10 protein-coding genes are annotated in these 16545 nt (G+C 35.0%); 6 read left to right on the top strand and 4 right to left on the bottom strand.

Translation table 11 applies throughout. The features are described from left to right. Window positions 1–23: 23 nt before the first annotated feature. From AC3Y25_RS10965 to AC3Y25_RS10955, 3 genes are all read right to left on the bottom strand, one after another. Complete coding sequence (locus AC3Y25_RS10965) at window positions 24–1403, bottom strand: sugar MFS transporter (protein ID WP_489902772.1); 1380 nt, start codon at window positions 1401–1403, stop codon at window positions 24–26. A 165-nt stretch (window positions 1404–1568) separates the two neighbouring features. Further along, window positions 1569–2450 (bottom strand): sugar phosphate nucleotidyltransferase, encoded by an 882-nt coding sequence (locus AC3Y25_RS10960; RefSeq protein WP_489902771.1) that lies wholly within the window; start codon window positions 2448–2450, stop codon window positions 1569–1571. A gap of 6 nt (window positions 2451–2456) precedes the next feature. After that, the gene (locus AC3Y25_RS10955; RefSeq protein WP_489902770.1) at window positions 2457–3548 is read right to left on the bottom strand and encodes a mevalonate kinase family protein; all 1092 of its coding nucleotides are present in this window, start codon (window positions 3546–3548) and stop codon (window positions 2457–2459) included. 231 nt (window positions 3549–3779) lie between these two features. On the opposite strand from AC3Y25_RS10955, the gene AC3Y25_RS10950 reads away from it, so the two are divergent. Further along, a complete protein-coding gene (locus AC3Y25_RS10950; protein ID WP_482500562.1) occupies window positions 3780–4820 on the top strand; it encodes a LacI family DNA-binding transcriptional regulator in 1041 nt (346 codons plus the stop codon). 123 nt (window positions 4821–4943) lie between these two features. On the opposite strand, the gene AC3Y25_RS10945 is transcribed toward AC3Y25_RS10950, so the two are convergent. Further along, the gene (locus AC3Y25_RS10945) at window positions 4944–5579 is read right to left on the bottom strand and encodes a sugar-binding protein (protein WP_489902769.1); all 636 of its coding nucleotides are present in this window, start codon (window positions 5577–5579) and stop codon (window positions 4944–4946) included. A 678-nt stretch (window positions 5580–6257) separates the two neighbouring features. Between AC3Y25_RS10945 and AC3Y25_RS10940 the strand changes: the two genes are divergently transcribed. The 5 genes from AC3Y25_RS10940 to AC3Y25_RS10920 all read left to right on the top strand — a co-directional run bounded on the left by AC3Y25_RS10940 (window position 6258) and on the right by AC3Y25_RS10920 (window position 16544). Continuing rightward, on the top strand, window positions 6258–9344 hold the full coding sequence (locus AC3Y25_RS10940) for a SusC/RagA family TonB-linked outer membrane protein (RefSeq protein ID WP_489902768.1): 3087 nt from the start codon (window positions 6258–6260) through the stop codon (window positions 9342–9344). Between the two features lie 36 nt (window positions 9345–9380). Continuing rightward, on the top strand, window positions 9381–10892 hold the full coding sequence (locus tag AC3Y25_RS10935; protein WP_489902767.1) for a RagB/SusD family nutrient uptake outer membrane protein: 1512 nt from the start codon (window positions 9381–9383) through the stop codon (window positions 10890–10892). Window positions 10893–10991: 99 nt separating this feature from the next. Then, window positions 10992–12398: an aryl-sulfate sulfotransferase gene (locus AC3Y25_RS10930; protein WP_489902766.1), complete on the top strand. Its 1407-nt coding sequence runs from the start codon at window positions 10992–10994 to the stop codon at window positions 12396–12398. A 104-nt stretch (window positions 12399–12502) separates the two neighbouring features. Next, complete coding sequence (locus tag AC3Y25_RS10925; RefSeq protein WP_489902765.1) at window positions 12503–13504, top strand: c-type cytochrome; 1002 nt, start codon at window positions 12503–12505, stop codon at window positions 13502–13504. Window positions 13505–13541: 37 nt separating this feature from the next. Further along, complete coding sequence (locus AC3Y25_RS10920) at window positions 13542–16544, top strand: glycoside hydrolase domain-containing protein (protein WP_489902764.1); 3003 nt, start codon at window positions 13542–13544, stop codon at window positions 16542–16544. Window position 16545 lies beyond the last annotated feature (1 nt).

Here is a 16545-nt window from a genome sequence, read left to right as displayed (position 1 = left end):
ATATATTAATTTTTTATTTTTGTTCAACTATTCCATTTCCTGTATTTATGCCCTTTTACAGCATAAAACAAAATCATTGCATAAGAAGGTAATAACATTAAATACGCCAACTGATTACCGCTTTTTGAAACACCTTGCATATTTTTTGCAATATTTGCAGAATTGATGCTTTCAGTAATCATTCCGTAAAAAAGCGGAAAAACTGCACCACCGATAATTCCCATAATCAAAATAGCACTACCAATTTTTGTATAACCGCCTAAATCCTGCAAAGCCATTGGCCAAATTGCTGGCCAGCATAATGCATTTGCCAATCCTAAAAGCGCTACCAAAAGTATTACCAATGGTATATTTGGAGTTCCAGGAACTGCGATCATTATTTTTGGCGAAATCAAAACAATTGCCAAAACCAACACCAAGCCCAATATTCCCGACACTTTTAAAGCAGTGACCTGAGAAAGATATTTAGGAATCAATACTATTCCAAGAACGTATCCAATAACCATTGCCGACATGGTAAATGAGGTTAGTTTAAGATAGAAATTCCCTTCTTCACCATAAACTCCAAGTTGTTTTCCGAAAGCTCCAATAGAATCTCCTGCCAAAACTTCGGCAGACAAATACAACATTAAAGTAATTACTCCTAAAACAAGCTGCGGATATTTAAATGCATTTTTAATCTGTTGAAAAACACTTAAATTCGAAACATTTCCCTCTTCATCCAAATCAATTTCTGGAAGAGGAGAAAATTTTACCATTAAGGCTAAAACAGTAATAATCAACCCCATATAAAGATACGGTGTTTGTAATTGCAAAGCAAGAGAATTTAACGCAGTCGTTTTTGCAACTTCATCCATCGCCGCGATTTTGTCTGCGGTAAAGTCCTGCATATTAGACAAAACCAAAACCGTAAGAACGATTGGCGCTACAAACCCAGCGAGTTTATTTGCAATTCCTAAAACACTGATCCTTGCAGCTGCACTTTCTCTAGGCCCAATTACAACAACATATGGATTTGATGCTGTCTGTAAAACCGCCAAACCGGTTCCCATTACAAATAAGGCCAATAAAAACAAAAGAAAAGTACGACTAGAAGCCGCTGGATAAAACATAAAAGCTCCTGCGGCGATAATTAGCAATCCTAAAGAAATTCCGTTTTTATATCCCACTTTTTCAATTATATAAGAAGAAGGAACTGCCATTACGAAGTAGGCAACATAAAATGCGAAAGTCACAAAATAAGCTTGCGAAGAAGTTAGTTCGCAGGCTAATTCAAAAAACGGAATTAGTGGTCCGTTAAGCCAGGTTACGAATCCTAGAATAAAAAACAATAAGGTTAAAATTACCATCGGAACAATGGCACTTTTTTTCTCTACCTGTAATGTACTTTGAATGTTTGTCATAATTTTTGGTTGATTAGTTTATAGATTTATTTAATTCAAAATCTAAATTAGAATCAACTCTCACATTATTGATTGCGTAATTTATGCAAATATCTGCATTTTTTTTGCAAAACAAAAGTACTACATTAAATTTCCTTATTTTCTAATTTAGATATGAAAGTTTTGTTAATTTTTGCTATTCCAGTTTAAATCAGGGTAATATTTTGCCAAATATGTTTTTACATCGGCAATATCTTCTTTGGCTGTTAGGTCTGGAACATGCTCCGAAAACGGAATTCCAATCGTTGTATTCGGATTTTCCTTAACGGAGTTCAAAAGCACTGTTGGAAGCTCCTTTTCATCACGCTCTGGATGCACTGGACAATTTTTAAGATGCACATATAAGGTTTTTCCCTTAAACTTAAAAGCATTCATACTCACACGTATCTTTCCTTCTGCATCTTTATATTGTTCCAAATCCTCTTCTGAAGGCTTTTCTAAAATATCCAAAAGCTGATTATTTGCATCTAATTTTGCAATTGCAAAACGAGAAATACGCTCCAGTGGAAAATCCATTGCATCGCGATCGTAACTAATAAAAGCATTCGGACTTTCAGTTTCTTTTAAAGCACGCAATGCTTCAGCCGAATACAAATTATCGCTATTACAAACCGAATAAAACTGCGAATTCAATTCTGGATATTGCTCTACGGCCTGAAACAAAGCGTCTGCAGTTCCAAAAGGTTTCACTCTTCCTTCAGGAATATATTGAATCGCAAATGAGATGTTCAATCCATGAAAATCATTATCCTTCATTTTACTTCCGTAAAACTCTTTAAACAATTCTCCCTGCTCACCTATTATAATATAGATGTTTTTATAGCCTGCTTTTTTTGCATTCCACAAAAGATAATCCAACAGCGGCCTTCCGCTTGCGCCAACTCCTATTAAACCTTTACTTCTTTCATTGGCCTGCGCAATTTCTTCAGGAGAAAGATTATTGGTGAGCGCTTCTTTTTTCATACGAGAAGAAACTCCACCAGCTAGAATTACTAAATTGTTGTGCATTTTATTTTAATTTTCAATATTATCAATAATTCGTACTCCCGGATCAACATTTACAGCATAAGCCTCTTGTGCTCCTGCGTCTAAAATTGCCTTAATAACCCCATCTTCATTTTTTGGATCAGCGATCACCACAATGCTTCCGCCGCCGCCAGAGCCTACAATTTTTGCTCCGTATGCTCCTGCTTTTAAGGCTGCGTTAATCATTGCATCAATTCTTGGAACGGTTATTTTCAGCAAATCGCGTAAAATTTCATGATGCCCATTCATTAAAGCACCAATTTTTTTAAGATCTAAAACTGGTTTTTCAAATTCCTTGAAAGCTTCTTTGGTAAAATAATAATTTCTAATGGCCGCTTCAAAAAACGGAATTAGACGATCTGGAAGACAATTTCTATATTTATCCAAATCCTCTATTTCAGATGAATTCAAGTCAAACTGCGGATAATTTTGCTTCACAATATCAATTGCCATTAAAGCATTTCCTTTTAATTCGCCAAGCAATCCAATAGTTTCTTTTGGAACACCTGAAACTCCAGTAATTAAACCCTTCAACTCTATTCCTATTACATTAAAAGAAAACGGTTTTTGGGTATTAATATAAACGATATTTCCAACGCCAATACTAAAATGATCCATCATTCCACCAGGTTCTCCATGCTCCAATACTTCAGATTCGTAACCTAATTTAGAAAGAAATTCAGGCGTAACTTCATGATCTACTCCGAAAGCCTCTATCAGGAAACGAATCCAAGCCATTAATAAGGCTGACGAACTTGAGGTACCTGAATTAATTGGAATATCTCCAGTAATGGTAATCGTATAACCAGATGTTGGTTTACAGCCATATCTTCGCAATACTCGCAACGCAGATGCAAAATAATCTCTTGGTTCTAATTTTTCGAAAGCCTCGTATATATCGATAACTCGAATTTCATTAATATCAACCATATTCAGAACAAAAGTTTTGGTCTGATTTTCTTTTGCAATTAATTTAATATTTCGATCTATCGCACAGGCTATAACAGGCAACCCTAAATAATCTTGATGATCTCCAAAAAGACAGGTTCGGCCGGGAGCTAATGAGGTAATTTTTTTCACTTAAACACTTTGTGTTAAAATACTTTATTTCAATAAATTAAAGCATTATTTGGTTATAGATTTATTTTAGTTTTTCGGTTTTTATTTCACGAAACTAGAGATTATATTTTTATAAAACAAGAAAAAATATAAAAATGTGCTCGAACACACTATTTTTATGTTCTCGAGCACATTTATTAATTCTTACATAAAAAATGCGTTTATTAACTCAAAGTTTTTATATTTGTCTATATGGACAAAAAGTACACAATTAAGGATATAGCACAAATGGCTGGAGTTTCTAAGGGAACTGTAGACCGTGTGCTACACAATAGAGGAAAAGTCTCTCCTGCTGCACTCGAAAAAATCAATGAAGTTTTGAATGTTATTGATTATGAGCCCAACTTAATTGCACGAAATCTGAAAAGCACCAAAGTGTATCGTATTTGCGTTTTACTTCCTGATCCTGTATTTGATCCATACTGGCTTCCTTGTGTTAACGGAATTCAGGATGCCATTACAGAATTCAAAGCTTATAATGTCGTTATAGAAATACATTACTTTAATCCAGAAAGCACCAAATCTTTTTTAAAGACAAATGAAACTATTATATCGCAATCACCAGATGCTGTTTTATTGACTCCGCTTTTCCATAAAGAAACCATCGAAATCATAAATCAATATGACGAACTGGGGATTATGGTCAACACCTTTAACAACCAGGTGGAATCCTCTTCTATTAAAAGTTTCGTGGGACAAGATTTATACAAAAGCGGCCGAGTTGCCGCCAGTTTAATGAATCTGATTCTTCCGAAAGGGCAAATTGCGATTATACATATTGATGAAAGTCTTAAAAATGCTGTTCACATGCAGGAAAAAGAACGCGGCTTTAGAAGTTATTTTGAAGAAAAAAAACTTTCTAATTTCTCTTTAACCACTTTAAAACTAAAATATTCCAACATTGAAACCAAGCTACCAGCTTTCATAAATGAAAATCCAGATTTAAGCGGCATTTTCATCACCACTTCAAAAGCCTACCAAATTGCCTCTACACTTTCAAACGTAACAGACAAAAAGATCGCTTTGATTGGATATGATTTAATTGATAAAAATGTTAGTTTTTTAAATCAAGGATTGGTTCACTTCTTAATCCATCAAAACCAAAAAAGACAGGCTTATTTAGGCGTAAGCACTTTAGCAGATCACTTTATATTTAGAAAAGACATTCCGGAAACTATATTGCTTCCTATTGATATTATAAATGTAGAAAATGCTTCTTTTTACGTTAGTTAATTTTTTTTTGCCGCTAAGACTCTAAGGCACAAAGTTTTTTTTTTAAAACCGTTATCAATTTAAATTTCGCAAAGACACAAAGCTAAAAAAAAACTTTGTGCCTTAGCGCCTTTGCGGCAAACTTTACTTCAAGATAAACCTCCCAAAAGAAGAAGCGATATGAAAATTCGGTTCTGCAGTATTGGGATCTATCCACGTAATCCAAGTTGGTTCGTAATTTCCGTTTTCATCTTTAGAGAATTTAGCGCGGTAAACTCCAGCTTCGATAATATTATCCTGAATTAAATCCAATTCTTTTAAAGACGCAATACTAATTCTTCCCACAACCGTAAACGAATTTTGTGCTTTTACCGACTGTATTTCCAACTGTTTTTCTGGCCATCTCCAATTGTAATCAAAATTCCAATTCGGATAAGCTTCAAAATCCAAAATACGCGCATCTACATCCATTTCCAAACAATAATACGGACTTAGTTTTTCATTTTTTCTAAAAAAGAGCTCTACTCTATCCGAATTACAAATACTGTCTGTGGAATTGTCTTTTCGATCAATATAAACCTCTGAATCAAAAACTTGAAAATTAAAATAAAGATAATCTAAATCCCAAAGTGCGCGAAATTCAATCTTTAAAACTGGATCATTATTCCATGGCGAAGTAAAATCGGTTAAACAATTTGCTTTTTCCCAAAAAACAGGATCCATAATTTCACTTACGTTTTTTTTACTTTTATCGATAATTTCTACGTGGTATTCTTTCAAAATTCTTCTTCTTAAAATCTGTTAATTTTTCATTTTCAAAAAAGGTCAAAATGACCATTAATTCATTTCGCGATTTCGGCCTTTTTATCGTTGACCAATATAGTTCAAAAATCGAATTAAAAAACAAACCGAATTCATAATTAAAACTAAAAATCACTTCCTTTTCAGCATAAGAAAAGACTGCTTAATTTTTAAGTTTTTCGTTTAGTGATTGCGAAATTCACAAGTTTTTAATAAATCCTTATTTATAATTCAAAAAACCACCAATATCACACACAATGTTTTTTCTAAACTATTTTAAAAATATCACAGCAATTTAAGTCAAAAAAAACGATTCGCACAATTTTATGTGCTCGAGAACATAAATTTTGTGTGTTCGAGCACATTTTTTGTGTTTTTTCTTGTTTTATAAAAATATAATCTCTAGTTTCGTCAGAGATTAATCTTAAAACTAAGTTAATTATGCAGAAATCGGGGCGATTTTAACCTTTAAAAAAGAAGAAAATAGAACTAAACAAGCCGTGTTTAGCGCAAAAGCAAAACCTCTTATTTGCATAGAAAACAATTTAATCAACACGTAACTAAAAAAAACAAAATGAATTCCACGATCAAAAAAGAAATCTAAAACCTACAAACAAGAAAAAAACAATTAAACATTAACCAAAACCAATTTAAAGTATGAAATTATTAACCCAAAAAAAGCCAAGAGATTTTCGGATTAACAATTTATCCCGCAAAGAAATCGGAATAACGGTTCTCTCGTTATTAGTTTTTACATTTCAAGCCTCTGCAGCTTCTTCTATAAATATTTCTGATAAAAACAACACGGTACTATTTTTTGAAAAAACAGTAAAAGGTACTGTAACAGATCAAAACGGTTTGCCTCTTCCAGGAGCAAATGTTGTGGTTAAAGGCACTACGAAAGGTGTTCAGACCGATGTTGACGGAACTTTTGCTATTACAGTTCCAGACAATGCTACAAAATTGGTGATTACTTTCATCGGCATGGAAGACCAAGAAGTAAGTATTGGAAGCGCTCCTCTAAAAATTGTCATGAAAGAAGCTGGACAAAAATTAGAAGAAGTCGTTATTGGATACGGAAAATCTAAGAAAAAAGACCTTACAGGTTCTGTGAGTTCACTTAGTAAAGACAATTTAAACTTAGGCGGAACGGTTGCAAACGTTGGACAAGCTCTTCAAGGACGTGCTTCTGGGGTACAGGTACAGCAAAACAGTTATGCGCCAGGAACAAATCCGTCAGTAATAATTAGAGGTGGAAACTCAATCAATACTTCGAATGCTCCTTTATATGTTGTTGACGGATTCATTACTAGCACCGGAGGTTCAATTAGTCCAAACGATATTGAAAATATTCAGATTCTTAAAGATGCGGCTTCTACAGCAATTTATGGTGCTCGTGGAGGAAATGGGGTAATTTTGATTACTACTAAAAAAGGAAAAGCTGGAAAAATGAATGTGGAAGCTGAGATTTCTGATGGTTTTCAAAACATCATAAAAGAACCATCTTTAATGACTGGACAGCAATATGCAGATTATCAGAATGCTCTTAATGCTGAAAACGGACGACCGCCACTTTTCCCTTCAAGTTTTCCTGTTGCCAATACGAATTGGTTTGACGCTGCAACTCGTCCTGGAGAAGTGCTTAACAGAACGCTTACTTTTAGCGGAAGCGACCAAACTTCTAAATTCTTTCTTTCTGGAAACTATTTAAAACAAACTGGATCCATCGTAAACACTGATTTTGAAAGATACAGTGTGAGAATGGGTGCAGAAAAGAAATTCAACGATAAGCTAAACATGGGAATGAATGCTTATGGCGCTGTTGCTGAAGGAAATAATAGTGATTTTGGCGATAATATCTTATCTCCAATGTTCTCTATCCAGACGGCTCCTCCAGCTATTCCGATTTACAATGCAGATGGTTCGTACTATAAATTTCAAGGAAAGGATAATGCTTTAGCACTTTTACTTGAGCCTACAGATCATACAATCAATAGATTGGTAAACGGAAACATGTTTTTGGATTACCAGATCATTAAAGGTTTAACGTATCATTTTGGTGCTGGCGCAGAATGGCAAGAAAACATTCAAGGAAAATATACTCCTAGTACTTTAGTAGCGGGAGCTGCATTAAAAGGTTCTGGTTCTGAAGAAAATAAAACATATTTCAGATGGAGTACAGAACAGTATTTGACATATAAATTTGATATTAAAGAAGTACATTCTATAACAGCTATGATTGGTACTTCGAACCAAAAAGATACTTATGAAAGAGTAAGAGCGGCTGGCACAGGTTTCTCTAGCGATTTATTGACTTATTACAATCTTCAAGGAGCTTCAGTGTATCTAAAACCTGAAACAGAAAAAACAGAAACGAAATTGACTTCTTATTTTGGAAGGTTAAATTATGCGTTCAACGATAAATACTTAGCCACTTTTACAATTAGAAAAGACGGTTCTTCTCGTTTTGGACCAAACAACAGATTTGGTATTTTCCCTTCTGGAGCCGTTGCCTGGAAAATCTCTAACGAATCTTTTATGCAAAACGTAAAAGCAATTTCAGAACTTAAGTTGAGAGCGAGTTATGGTATTACAGGTAGTGATGGTATTGGTGACTACTCTTATATGAGCCGCTTGTCTTCTTGGGGTGTTACTATTGCTCCAGATGAATTTGTTGCAGGAACAGAACCAGCCAACTTAGCCAACCCAAATCTAAAATGGGAAGAAACCGCTCAGACTGATATCGGTTTAGATTTAGGTTTATTTAATGACAAACTTTCAATTACATTCGATTATTACAAAAAAAGAACAACAGATGCGCTTTTAAATGTTCCTGTTGGAGGATGGTGGGGATTTGGCACTCAAAGAGTTAACGCAGGAGTTATTGATAACCAAGGTATTGAGTTAGGAATTAGCACTACAAACTTTAGAACAGATAAATTTACTTGGACTACCTCATTAAACGTAGCATACAATAAACAAGAAGTAGTATCTCTAGCAGATAACGTAAAAATTATTAGTACAAACACTTCAAACCCAAGCGGAACAGTTTCTGGTCAAGAATTTACAAGATTGGAGCCTGGAAAAGAAATGGGAGTTTTATTTGGATACAAGTATGCAGGAGTTATCAAAACAGGAGAAACTTATGCCCCTCAGCCATTATCTGCTCCTGGAGATCCTAAATATGTAGACGTTGATGGTGATGGACAAATTACAGCAAAAGACAGAACCTATTTAGGAAATACTATTCCTCATTATGTTGCAGGTTTCAATAACGATTTTAAGTATAGAAATTTCGATATGAATATCTTTTTCCAAGGCGCTTTTGACTATTCAGTTTACAATATGACTAAAATGGTTGGTGAGTCTTCTACAAGCACAGATGCATTAAACCGCTGGGTCGCTGGACAAAACGAAAACACCGATATTCCTAGAGATGGTTATTACAAAAGCACTTACGGAAGTTATGTGAATTCTAAATTTGTTGAAGAAGCTTCTTACTTACGTTTGAAAAATGTTTCTATCGGATATACAATTCCTGAAAGTGCATTAAAAACGGTGAAATTTATTGATAGCATCAGATTATATGCAATCGGACAAAATTTATTGACGATTACAAATTATTCTGGAAATGATCCTGAGGTAAACGGACACTCTACAAACAATTTAGGTGGTGGAATCGACTTTAACTCATTCCCAGCTTCAAGAACTTTTATACTTGGAATTAAAGTAGCAATTCACTAGTCTAAAATGCTTTACAGTAACATTAAATTGATTAAAATGAAAAAATATACAATCTTATTACTTTTACTTACCGCTGGGACACAATTTTCGTGTAACCAAGATTTGGATCCTACGGTATACAGCAGCTTGACTAATACCAATGGGTATCAGACAAAATCGGATGCTATTGCGGCTATCAATTCCATTTATGGAAGATTAAAAGGACCTTCTGTAGGCGATAACTTCTCATATTGGGCTACAAGGCACTTTGCTCTAACAGATATTGCTACAGATTTAGGACACTGCCAATTTGGAGGAGATCCAGGACAATTATCTTTAGGAACTTGGAACTCAGCAAACGGTCTTTTGAAAGAAGACTGGAACGCGATGTACAAATTGATTGCCAATGCAAACAATGCTATTTTCAACATTACACCAATGGGTGGCATTACAGCTGCAGAAAAAGCACAATTTATTGCAGAAGCTAAATTCTTAAGATGTTCTGCTTACATGGATTTGACAGATTCTTGGGGGCCAGTAATTTTGATTACCGAAGCCAACCTTGGAAATCCTGGGTATTTAGAACAAACTCCGCCATCATCTGTAGAAGAAATCGATGCTTTTATGATTAAAGAATTGACTGAAGCTGCTGATGTTCTTCCGGTTAATTATAAAAACAATGATATTTATGGTACAAATGATGTGGGACGCGCTACAAAAGGTGCTGCTCTCACATTATTAGCAAAATTATACTTGAGAAGCCACGATTGGCAAAAAGTAGTTACCTATACACAAAAAGTAATGGATTTAAACGAATACCAACTTTATCCTTCTTACTTAGGTTTGTTTAAAGAAAGTAACAAATGGTGCAGCGAAAACATCTTCTCTTCTTTGAGTGACGCCAACACAAACGGAACAGAGTTATTAAACCACTTTGGTCCAGTTGATCATCCTGTTGTTCAAAATAGATGGCAGTATTATACCGTAAACTGGGATTTCTACAACACTTTTGGTGATGAAGACGAAAGAAAACAATGCTTCTTCCCGGAATTTATGGGTACAGATGGTCTTCTTCATAAACAAGCACCTTCATTGGGAGCTCAACCACCTGCTGGAGAATTCTACATGCAAGACGTTTCTACAAAAAAATATGCAGATGATGAAACTACTACATATTATGATGGTCATAGTGTAAATATTCTTCGTTATGCAGATGTTTTGTTAAGCAGAGCTGAAGCATTAAACGAAATCAGTGGGCCAACTCAAGAGGCGATTGACCTTATTAATCAAGTAAAAGGAAGATCGCATGCAAAACTTCTAGTTTTATCAGATCATACGCAAACTAGTTTGAGAGATGCTATTTTACAAGAAAGAGGTTGGGAACTTTTCTACGAAGGAAAACGTCGTTCAGATCTAATCAGAATGAACAAATATGATGTTTTGGTAAATGCATACCACCTTAGAGTTGGTGAGGCAGCTTTAATCAAAATGCCGCAAAACAAATATTACACGTATCCGCAGAGTCAGGTAGACCTTAATCCAAACTTAAGTAACGCCGACAGACAATAAAGAATATCTAAATCAAGAACAGACAGTTAAATGTCTGTCTGTTCTTGAATTTTTATAACAATAAAAGTACTTTTCTGTTTCACAAAAGAAGCTTTTCAGATGATCAAAAAATTAATACAAATAGGAAGTTTTATTTTAGTCCTGCTTGCATTGGCAAGTTGTTCTAACAACCAAATTATCTCCAATATCAATATTGGCACTCATGGCAACAACGAATTGAAAATTCAGATCGATGTTACTACGAATGACCAAGCTCAGGTATATGCAGAATATTGGTCTGACAAAAAAGGAATAGAACACAAAATAATCTCTCCTATTTCAAAATCAGGTCTTAAACACTCGTTGGTACTTTGCAACATAACTCCTGAAACCAATTATAGTTTTCAGTTAGTTACAGTTCAAGACGGCAATAAACAAACCAGTAAAATTTATACTTTCAAATCGAGAAAGCTTCCAGAATGGCTGCAGAAACAATTCAAAGCCAATTGTCCGAAACCAGAATTGCTTCCTGAAAACTTCAAAAAAGGCTTTATGCTTTTAGCGAAAAGAGAAACTCCTGGAACGGCTTATATTGTAGATTATAAAGGAAATTTAAGATGGTATCATACGCTTGAAGGAACTGGATTTAAAGTTACTCATTTTACAAAAGAGCAAACCATTCTTTCTATTTTGGGAACAAATGATGAACCAACAAGTTATGGAAGTGAAATCCTAGAAATTAATCTTCAAGGCGATACTTTAACCCACATCAAAAAAGGACAAGGCGATTTGAAGCAGGTTCTTCATCATGAAATCATAAAAAAATCGGCAGACGAAATTGTCGCTTTAACTGTTGAGCAAAAAATAATCGATTTGACTTCTATTGGAGGGAAAAAACAAGATACAATCAACGGAGACGGAATTATAATCTTAAATAAAAAAGGAAAACAGCTTTGGAAATGGAGCGTTTTTGATGATTTAGATCCGTTTAAAGATAAAGATTTACTTAAAACTAAAAAGGATTGGACGCATGCCAACAGTTTGAGTTACGATAAAGATGGAAATTTCTTAATCTCATTCTATAATAACGGTCAGATTTGGAAAATCAATTCTAAAACTGGAAAAGTAATCTGGAAATTAGGAAAAGGCGGCACAATGAAAATGGCTCCAGATACCAATTTCTCTCAGGCACATGCCGCACATATCGATCAAGAAGGAAGTTTATTGTTTTTTGATAATGGAGTCGATATCAAACAATCTTCTGTTTTTGCCTTAAAAGTGGACGAAAAAAATAATGATGTAAAACTTGATTTTCATATCAAATTACCAAAAGATATATACAACGATAGAATGGGAAGCGCTTATATGATCAATAAAGACCTCTTTTTGGTTTGTTGCTCTAAAAGACATATTACCGTTTTAACCAATAAAAAAGGAGTTCTGTTATGGGCTTTAGAATCTGAAATTCCGCCTTATAGAACCATCTTTATTCCAGAAGAAAAACTGAAACCTTTTTTTTTGAATTAGAAAAATGACTCTCCTGCAAGGTTTTCAAAACCTTGCAGGTCTAAATAAAATAAGAATAAATACCTAACAGGTTTTTAAAACCTGTTAGGATAAAAATAATAGACATGAAAAAAACAATTCTTATCGGACTTTTTTCAGCATTATCAATGGCTGTTTTCAATTCCTGTACCAAAAGCAATTCTCAGACTTTGGCTTCAAAAACAACCGAAGAAGGAGAAGAAGATGAAAGCTATATCACAATCGACACCTCTAAAATTCCTGACGATCAATTTGGAGAATCGGTTCGTTACGGTAGAGAATTAATGATGAAAACGGCTTATTACATTGGGCCAAACGGAAAAAACGGACAATATTTAGGCAATAAAATGAACTGCACCAACTGTCATCAAGATGCAGGAACAAAACCTCATGCGTTCAATTTGATGTCTTCACACGATAATTATCCACAATATCGCGGGCGCGAAAACAAGGTGCTGACACTAGCAGAAAGAGTTAATAACTGCATTATGCGCCCACATTCTGGTAAACCGCTTCCGCTGGACAGTAAAGAAATGGTGGCATTTTTATCATACTTTAAATGGATCAGCAAATTTGTGCCAAAAGATGGTAATTTCAAAGGAGCTAAAAATTTGGAAATCGAATTTCCAGATGTTGCCGCAAGTCCAGAAAGAGGAAAAGTTTTATTTGCTGAAAACTGCGCAAGATGCCACGGAAACAATGGTGAAGGAGTTTACAATGCCGACAAATCGGGTTACACCTACCCTCCTCTTTGGGGACAATACGGTTATCAGCCAGGCTCAAGCATGCACCGCGTAATCAAACAGGCGCAATGGTTAAAAAGCAATATGCCTTATGATAAAGTACAACTTGGAAAACCATATCTTACAGACAAACAAGCGCTTGATATTGCTGCTTATGTAAATGACGATTCCCAACATACAAGACCAAACCCAAAAACATTGGATTATCCAAACAAAATGGGCAAACCGATCGATTATGCACACAGTCCGTTTAATGATAATTTCTCTGAAGAACAGCATAAATATGGGCCTTACAAACCCATTATTGCCTACTGGAAAAAACAAGGATGGAAAGCCGTTTACTAAACTCAAAATATACTATTTAACCTGATTATACAATACAATGAAACTAAACCTAAACAACACAACGCTTTTAAGCAGAATATTGATAATGTGTTTTATCACGATCAGCATTCCTCTAATTGCACAAATTAAATATTCAGACGGAAATGAGAGCTGGAATCCGAATCAATTAGGAAATCACCGCGCTGTAGTTGCTTTTTCTGGCTCAGGAAATGTTGCTAAAACGACTATCGAATGGCGAAGAAGAGACACAAATCCAGAACTTAAAAAGATTATCGTTCAGGATGCATCTGGAAAAGAAATTCAGAACATAAAAACCGAAAATATCAATAGAGAAAAAGGAACTATTTTCTTTGAACCCATTTCAGGAAAAGGAACATACTACGTTTATTATATGCCTTATGTTGATGAAGGAACTGCAAATTACCCAAAAGGAATTTATCAGAAACCTGAAGATAAAGCCGATGCTAAATGGCTTTCTAACATAAAGGCAAACTTAAAAGACAATGCCGCTGTAACAGAGATTCAGAGTGTAAATGCTTTCAATAGTTTTTACCCAATGGAAGTAATTGCTACAGCTGCTGAAACTTCTGCTCTTGTGGCAAAAAACAGCGGAAATTCTTTCTTGGTTTTCCCAGAAGACAGAGAACATTCTATCAAATTAAAATCAGATTTGCCACAAAGATGGATTCAGAAGGGCGTTCAAAACAATTTTTCAGATACGGCAATGAAGGGCGAATATTTAGCTTTTCAATTAGGGGTTTATGCTCTTGAAGATTTAAAAAACATAAAAGTAACTTTTACTAATTTAGTTAGTACAACTGGCGCAACAATCGAAGCGAAAGATATTAGCTGTATCAATACTGACGGAACTAAATATGACGGTAATCCTTTCACCAATACGGTTTCTGTTTCAAAAGGAAAAATTCAAGCAATGTGGTGCGGTATCGATGTTCCGCAAACAGCTGCTGCAGGGACTTACAACGGAAAAGCAACTGTAATTGCTGACGGGAAATCAAAAGAAATCAATCTACAAATTACGGTTTCTAACCAAGTAACGAAAAACGGAGGCATCGACAGTCCAGAAAAAATGACACGTCTAAAATGGTTAAACTCAACATTAGCTCAGGAAAATACCGTTATTGCTCCTTATACTCCATTAGTCGTAAACAATTCTGAAATTGCTTTATTAGGAAGAAAACTGGTTTTAGCTCCAAACGGATTCCCAGCGCAAATTCAGACTTTCTTTACTCCAGAAATGACTTCTGTAACAGCAAAAGCAAATGATGTTTTAAGCTCACCAATCGATTTTCATTTTGTTGACGCTTCTGGAAAAGAAGCGCAATGGAAAAACAGCGGTGTAAAATTCACTAAAAAAGAAGCTGGAATAGTTTCTTGGGAAAACACTTCAACTTCAAAATCGGTTCAAATGGATGTAAATGCTTCTGTTGAATTTGACGGTTTTGTACATTATATTGTGAAAGTTACAGCTCTTGAATACGTTACCTTTAATGATATTAATTTCCAAATGCCAATGCAGCCAGCATCTGCAAAATACATGATGGGATTAGGTCAAAAAGGTGGAGATCGCCCTGCAACTTTCGACTGGAAATGGGATGTAGCTCATAAAAATCAAGACGGCGCTTGGATTGGTGCTGTAAATTCTGGATTGCAGTTTTCTTTAAGAGACGAAAAATACAGCCGTCCATTAAACACGAATTTCTATTTACAAAAACCTTTGTTATTGCCAACTTCTTGGGGTAACGAAAATAAAGGTGGAATTACGATTACACCAAACCAAAAATCGGTTCTAGTAAATGCGTACAGCGGAGCTAGAACAATGAAAAAAGGAGAAGTGTTATACTATAATTTCAATTTGTTAATTACCCCTTTCCATACAATTAACACAGATTTTCAATGGGATACAAAGTTTTACCACAAATACAGTCCAATCGATTCTATTGCTAAAACTGGTGCAACGGTAATTAATATTCACCACGCAAATGCAATCAATCCGTATATCAATTATCCTTTTATCGAATTTAAAAAGATGAAATCGTATATCGATGAAGCGCATGAAAAAGGATTAAAAGTAAAAATCTACAATACGGTTAGAGAGGTTTCAAACAAAGCTTATGAGACTTTTGCTCTTAGAAGTTTAGGTCACGAAATCTATTCTCCAGGAAAAGGTGGCGGATTCTCTTGGCTTCAAGAACATGTGGGCGACGATTATATCGCAGCTTGGTTTGTTCCTGAAATTAAAGATGCAGCAATTGTTAATAGCGGTATGAACCGTTGGCACAATTATTATGTAGAAGGAATGAATTGGCTAACTCAAAATGTGGGTATTGACGGAATTTATCTAGACGACGTTGCTTTCGACAGAATCACAATGAAACGTATCAAAAGAGTTTTAACTAAAGACAGTCATCCTGGAATTATCGATCTACATAGCGCGAACCAATACAATAAAAGCGACGGATTTAATAACAGTGCCAACTTATACATGGAGCACTTTCCGTACATCAATAAATTATGGTTTGGAGAATATTTTGATTACGAGAAAAATCAGCCTGACTTTTTCTTGACTGAGGTAAGCGGAATTCCGTTTGGATTAATGGGAGAAATGCTTCAGGATGGAGGAAATCCGTGGAGAGGAATGGTTTACGGAATGACAAACAGATTACCTTGGAGCGATGGCGCTGACCCAAGAAACATCTGGAAACTTTGGGATTCTTTCGGAATCAAAGGTTCTGAAATGATTGGATATTGGAGCGAAAACTGTCCTGTAAAAACAAACAATGACAAAGTTCTTGCAACAGTTTATAAAAAGAATGGAACGGCTTTAATTTCGATTGCAAGCTGGGCAGATGCTGATGTTAATGTGAAACTAAATATCGATTGGAAAAAACTGGGAATCAATCCTGCAAAAGCAACAATTACAGCTCCAGAGGTTACCAATTTCCAACCTGCAAAAACGTTCACAACAAAAGACGAAATACCAGTTTCTAAAGGAAAAGGCTGGTTATTGATTGTGAAGTAAA

It is taken from the genome of Flavobacterium sp. LK-23, assembly GCF_058135255.1.
Note: the sequence above shows the minus strand (reverse complement) of the source record. Positions and strands in the feature narration are given on the sequence as shown.

Coding starts and splice junctions, on each gene's coding strand:
- AC3Y25_RS10965 (WP_489902772.1), bottom strand. CDS start 1,403: ATGACAAACATTCAAAGTACATTACAGGTAGAGAAAAAAAGTGCCATT.
- AC3Y25_RS10960 (WP_489902771.1), bottom strand. CDS start 2,450: ATGCACAACAATTTAGTAATTCTAGCTGGTGGAGTTTCTTCTCGTATG.
- AC3Y25_RS10950 (WP_482500562.1), top strand. CDS start 3,780: ATGGACAAAAAGTACACAATTAAGGATATAGCACAAATGGCTGGAGTT.
- AC3Y25_RS10940 (WP_489902768.1), top strand. CDS start 6,258: ATGAAATTATTAACCCAAAAAAAGCCAAGAGATTTTCGGATTAACAAT.
- AC3Y25_RS10935 (WP_489902767.1), top strand. CDS start 9,381: ATGAAAAAATATACAATCTTATTACTTTTACTTACCGCTGGGACACAA.
- AC3Y25_RS10930 (WP_489902766.1), top strand. CDS start 10,992: ATGATCAAAAAATTAATACAAATAGGAAGTTTTATTTTAGTCCTGCTT.
- AC3Y25_RS10925 (WP_489902765.1), top strand. CDS start 12,503: ATGAAAAAAACAATTCTTATCGGACTTTTTTCAGCATTATCAATGGCT.
- AC3Y25_RS10920 (WP_489902764.1), top strand. CDS start 13,542: ATGAAACTAAACCTAAACAACACAACGCTTTTAAGCAGAATATTGATA.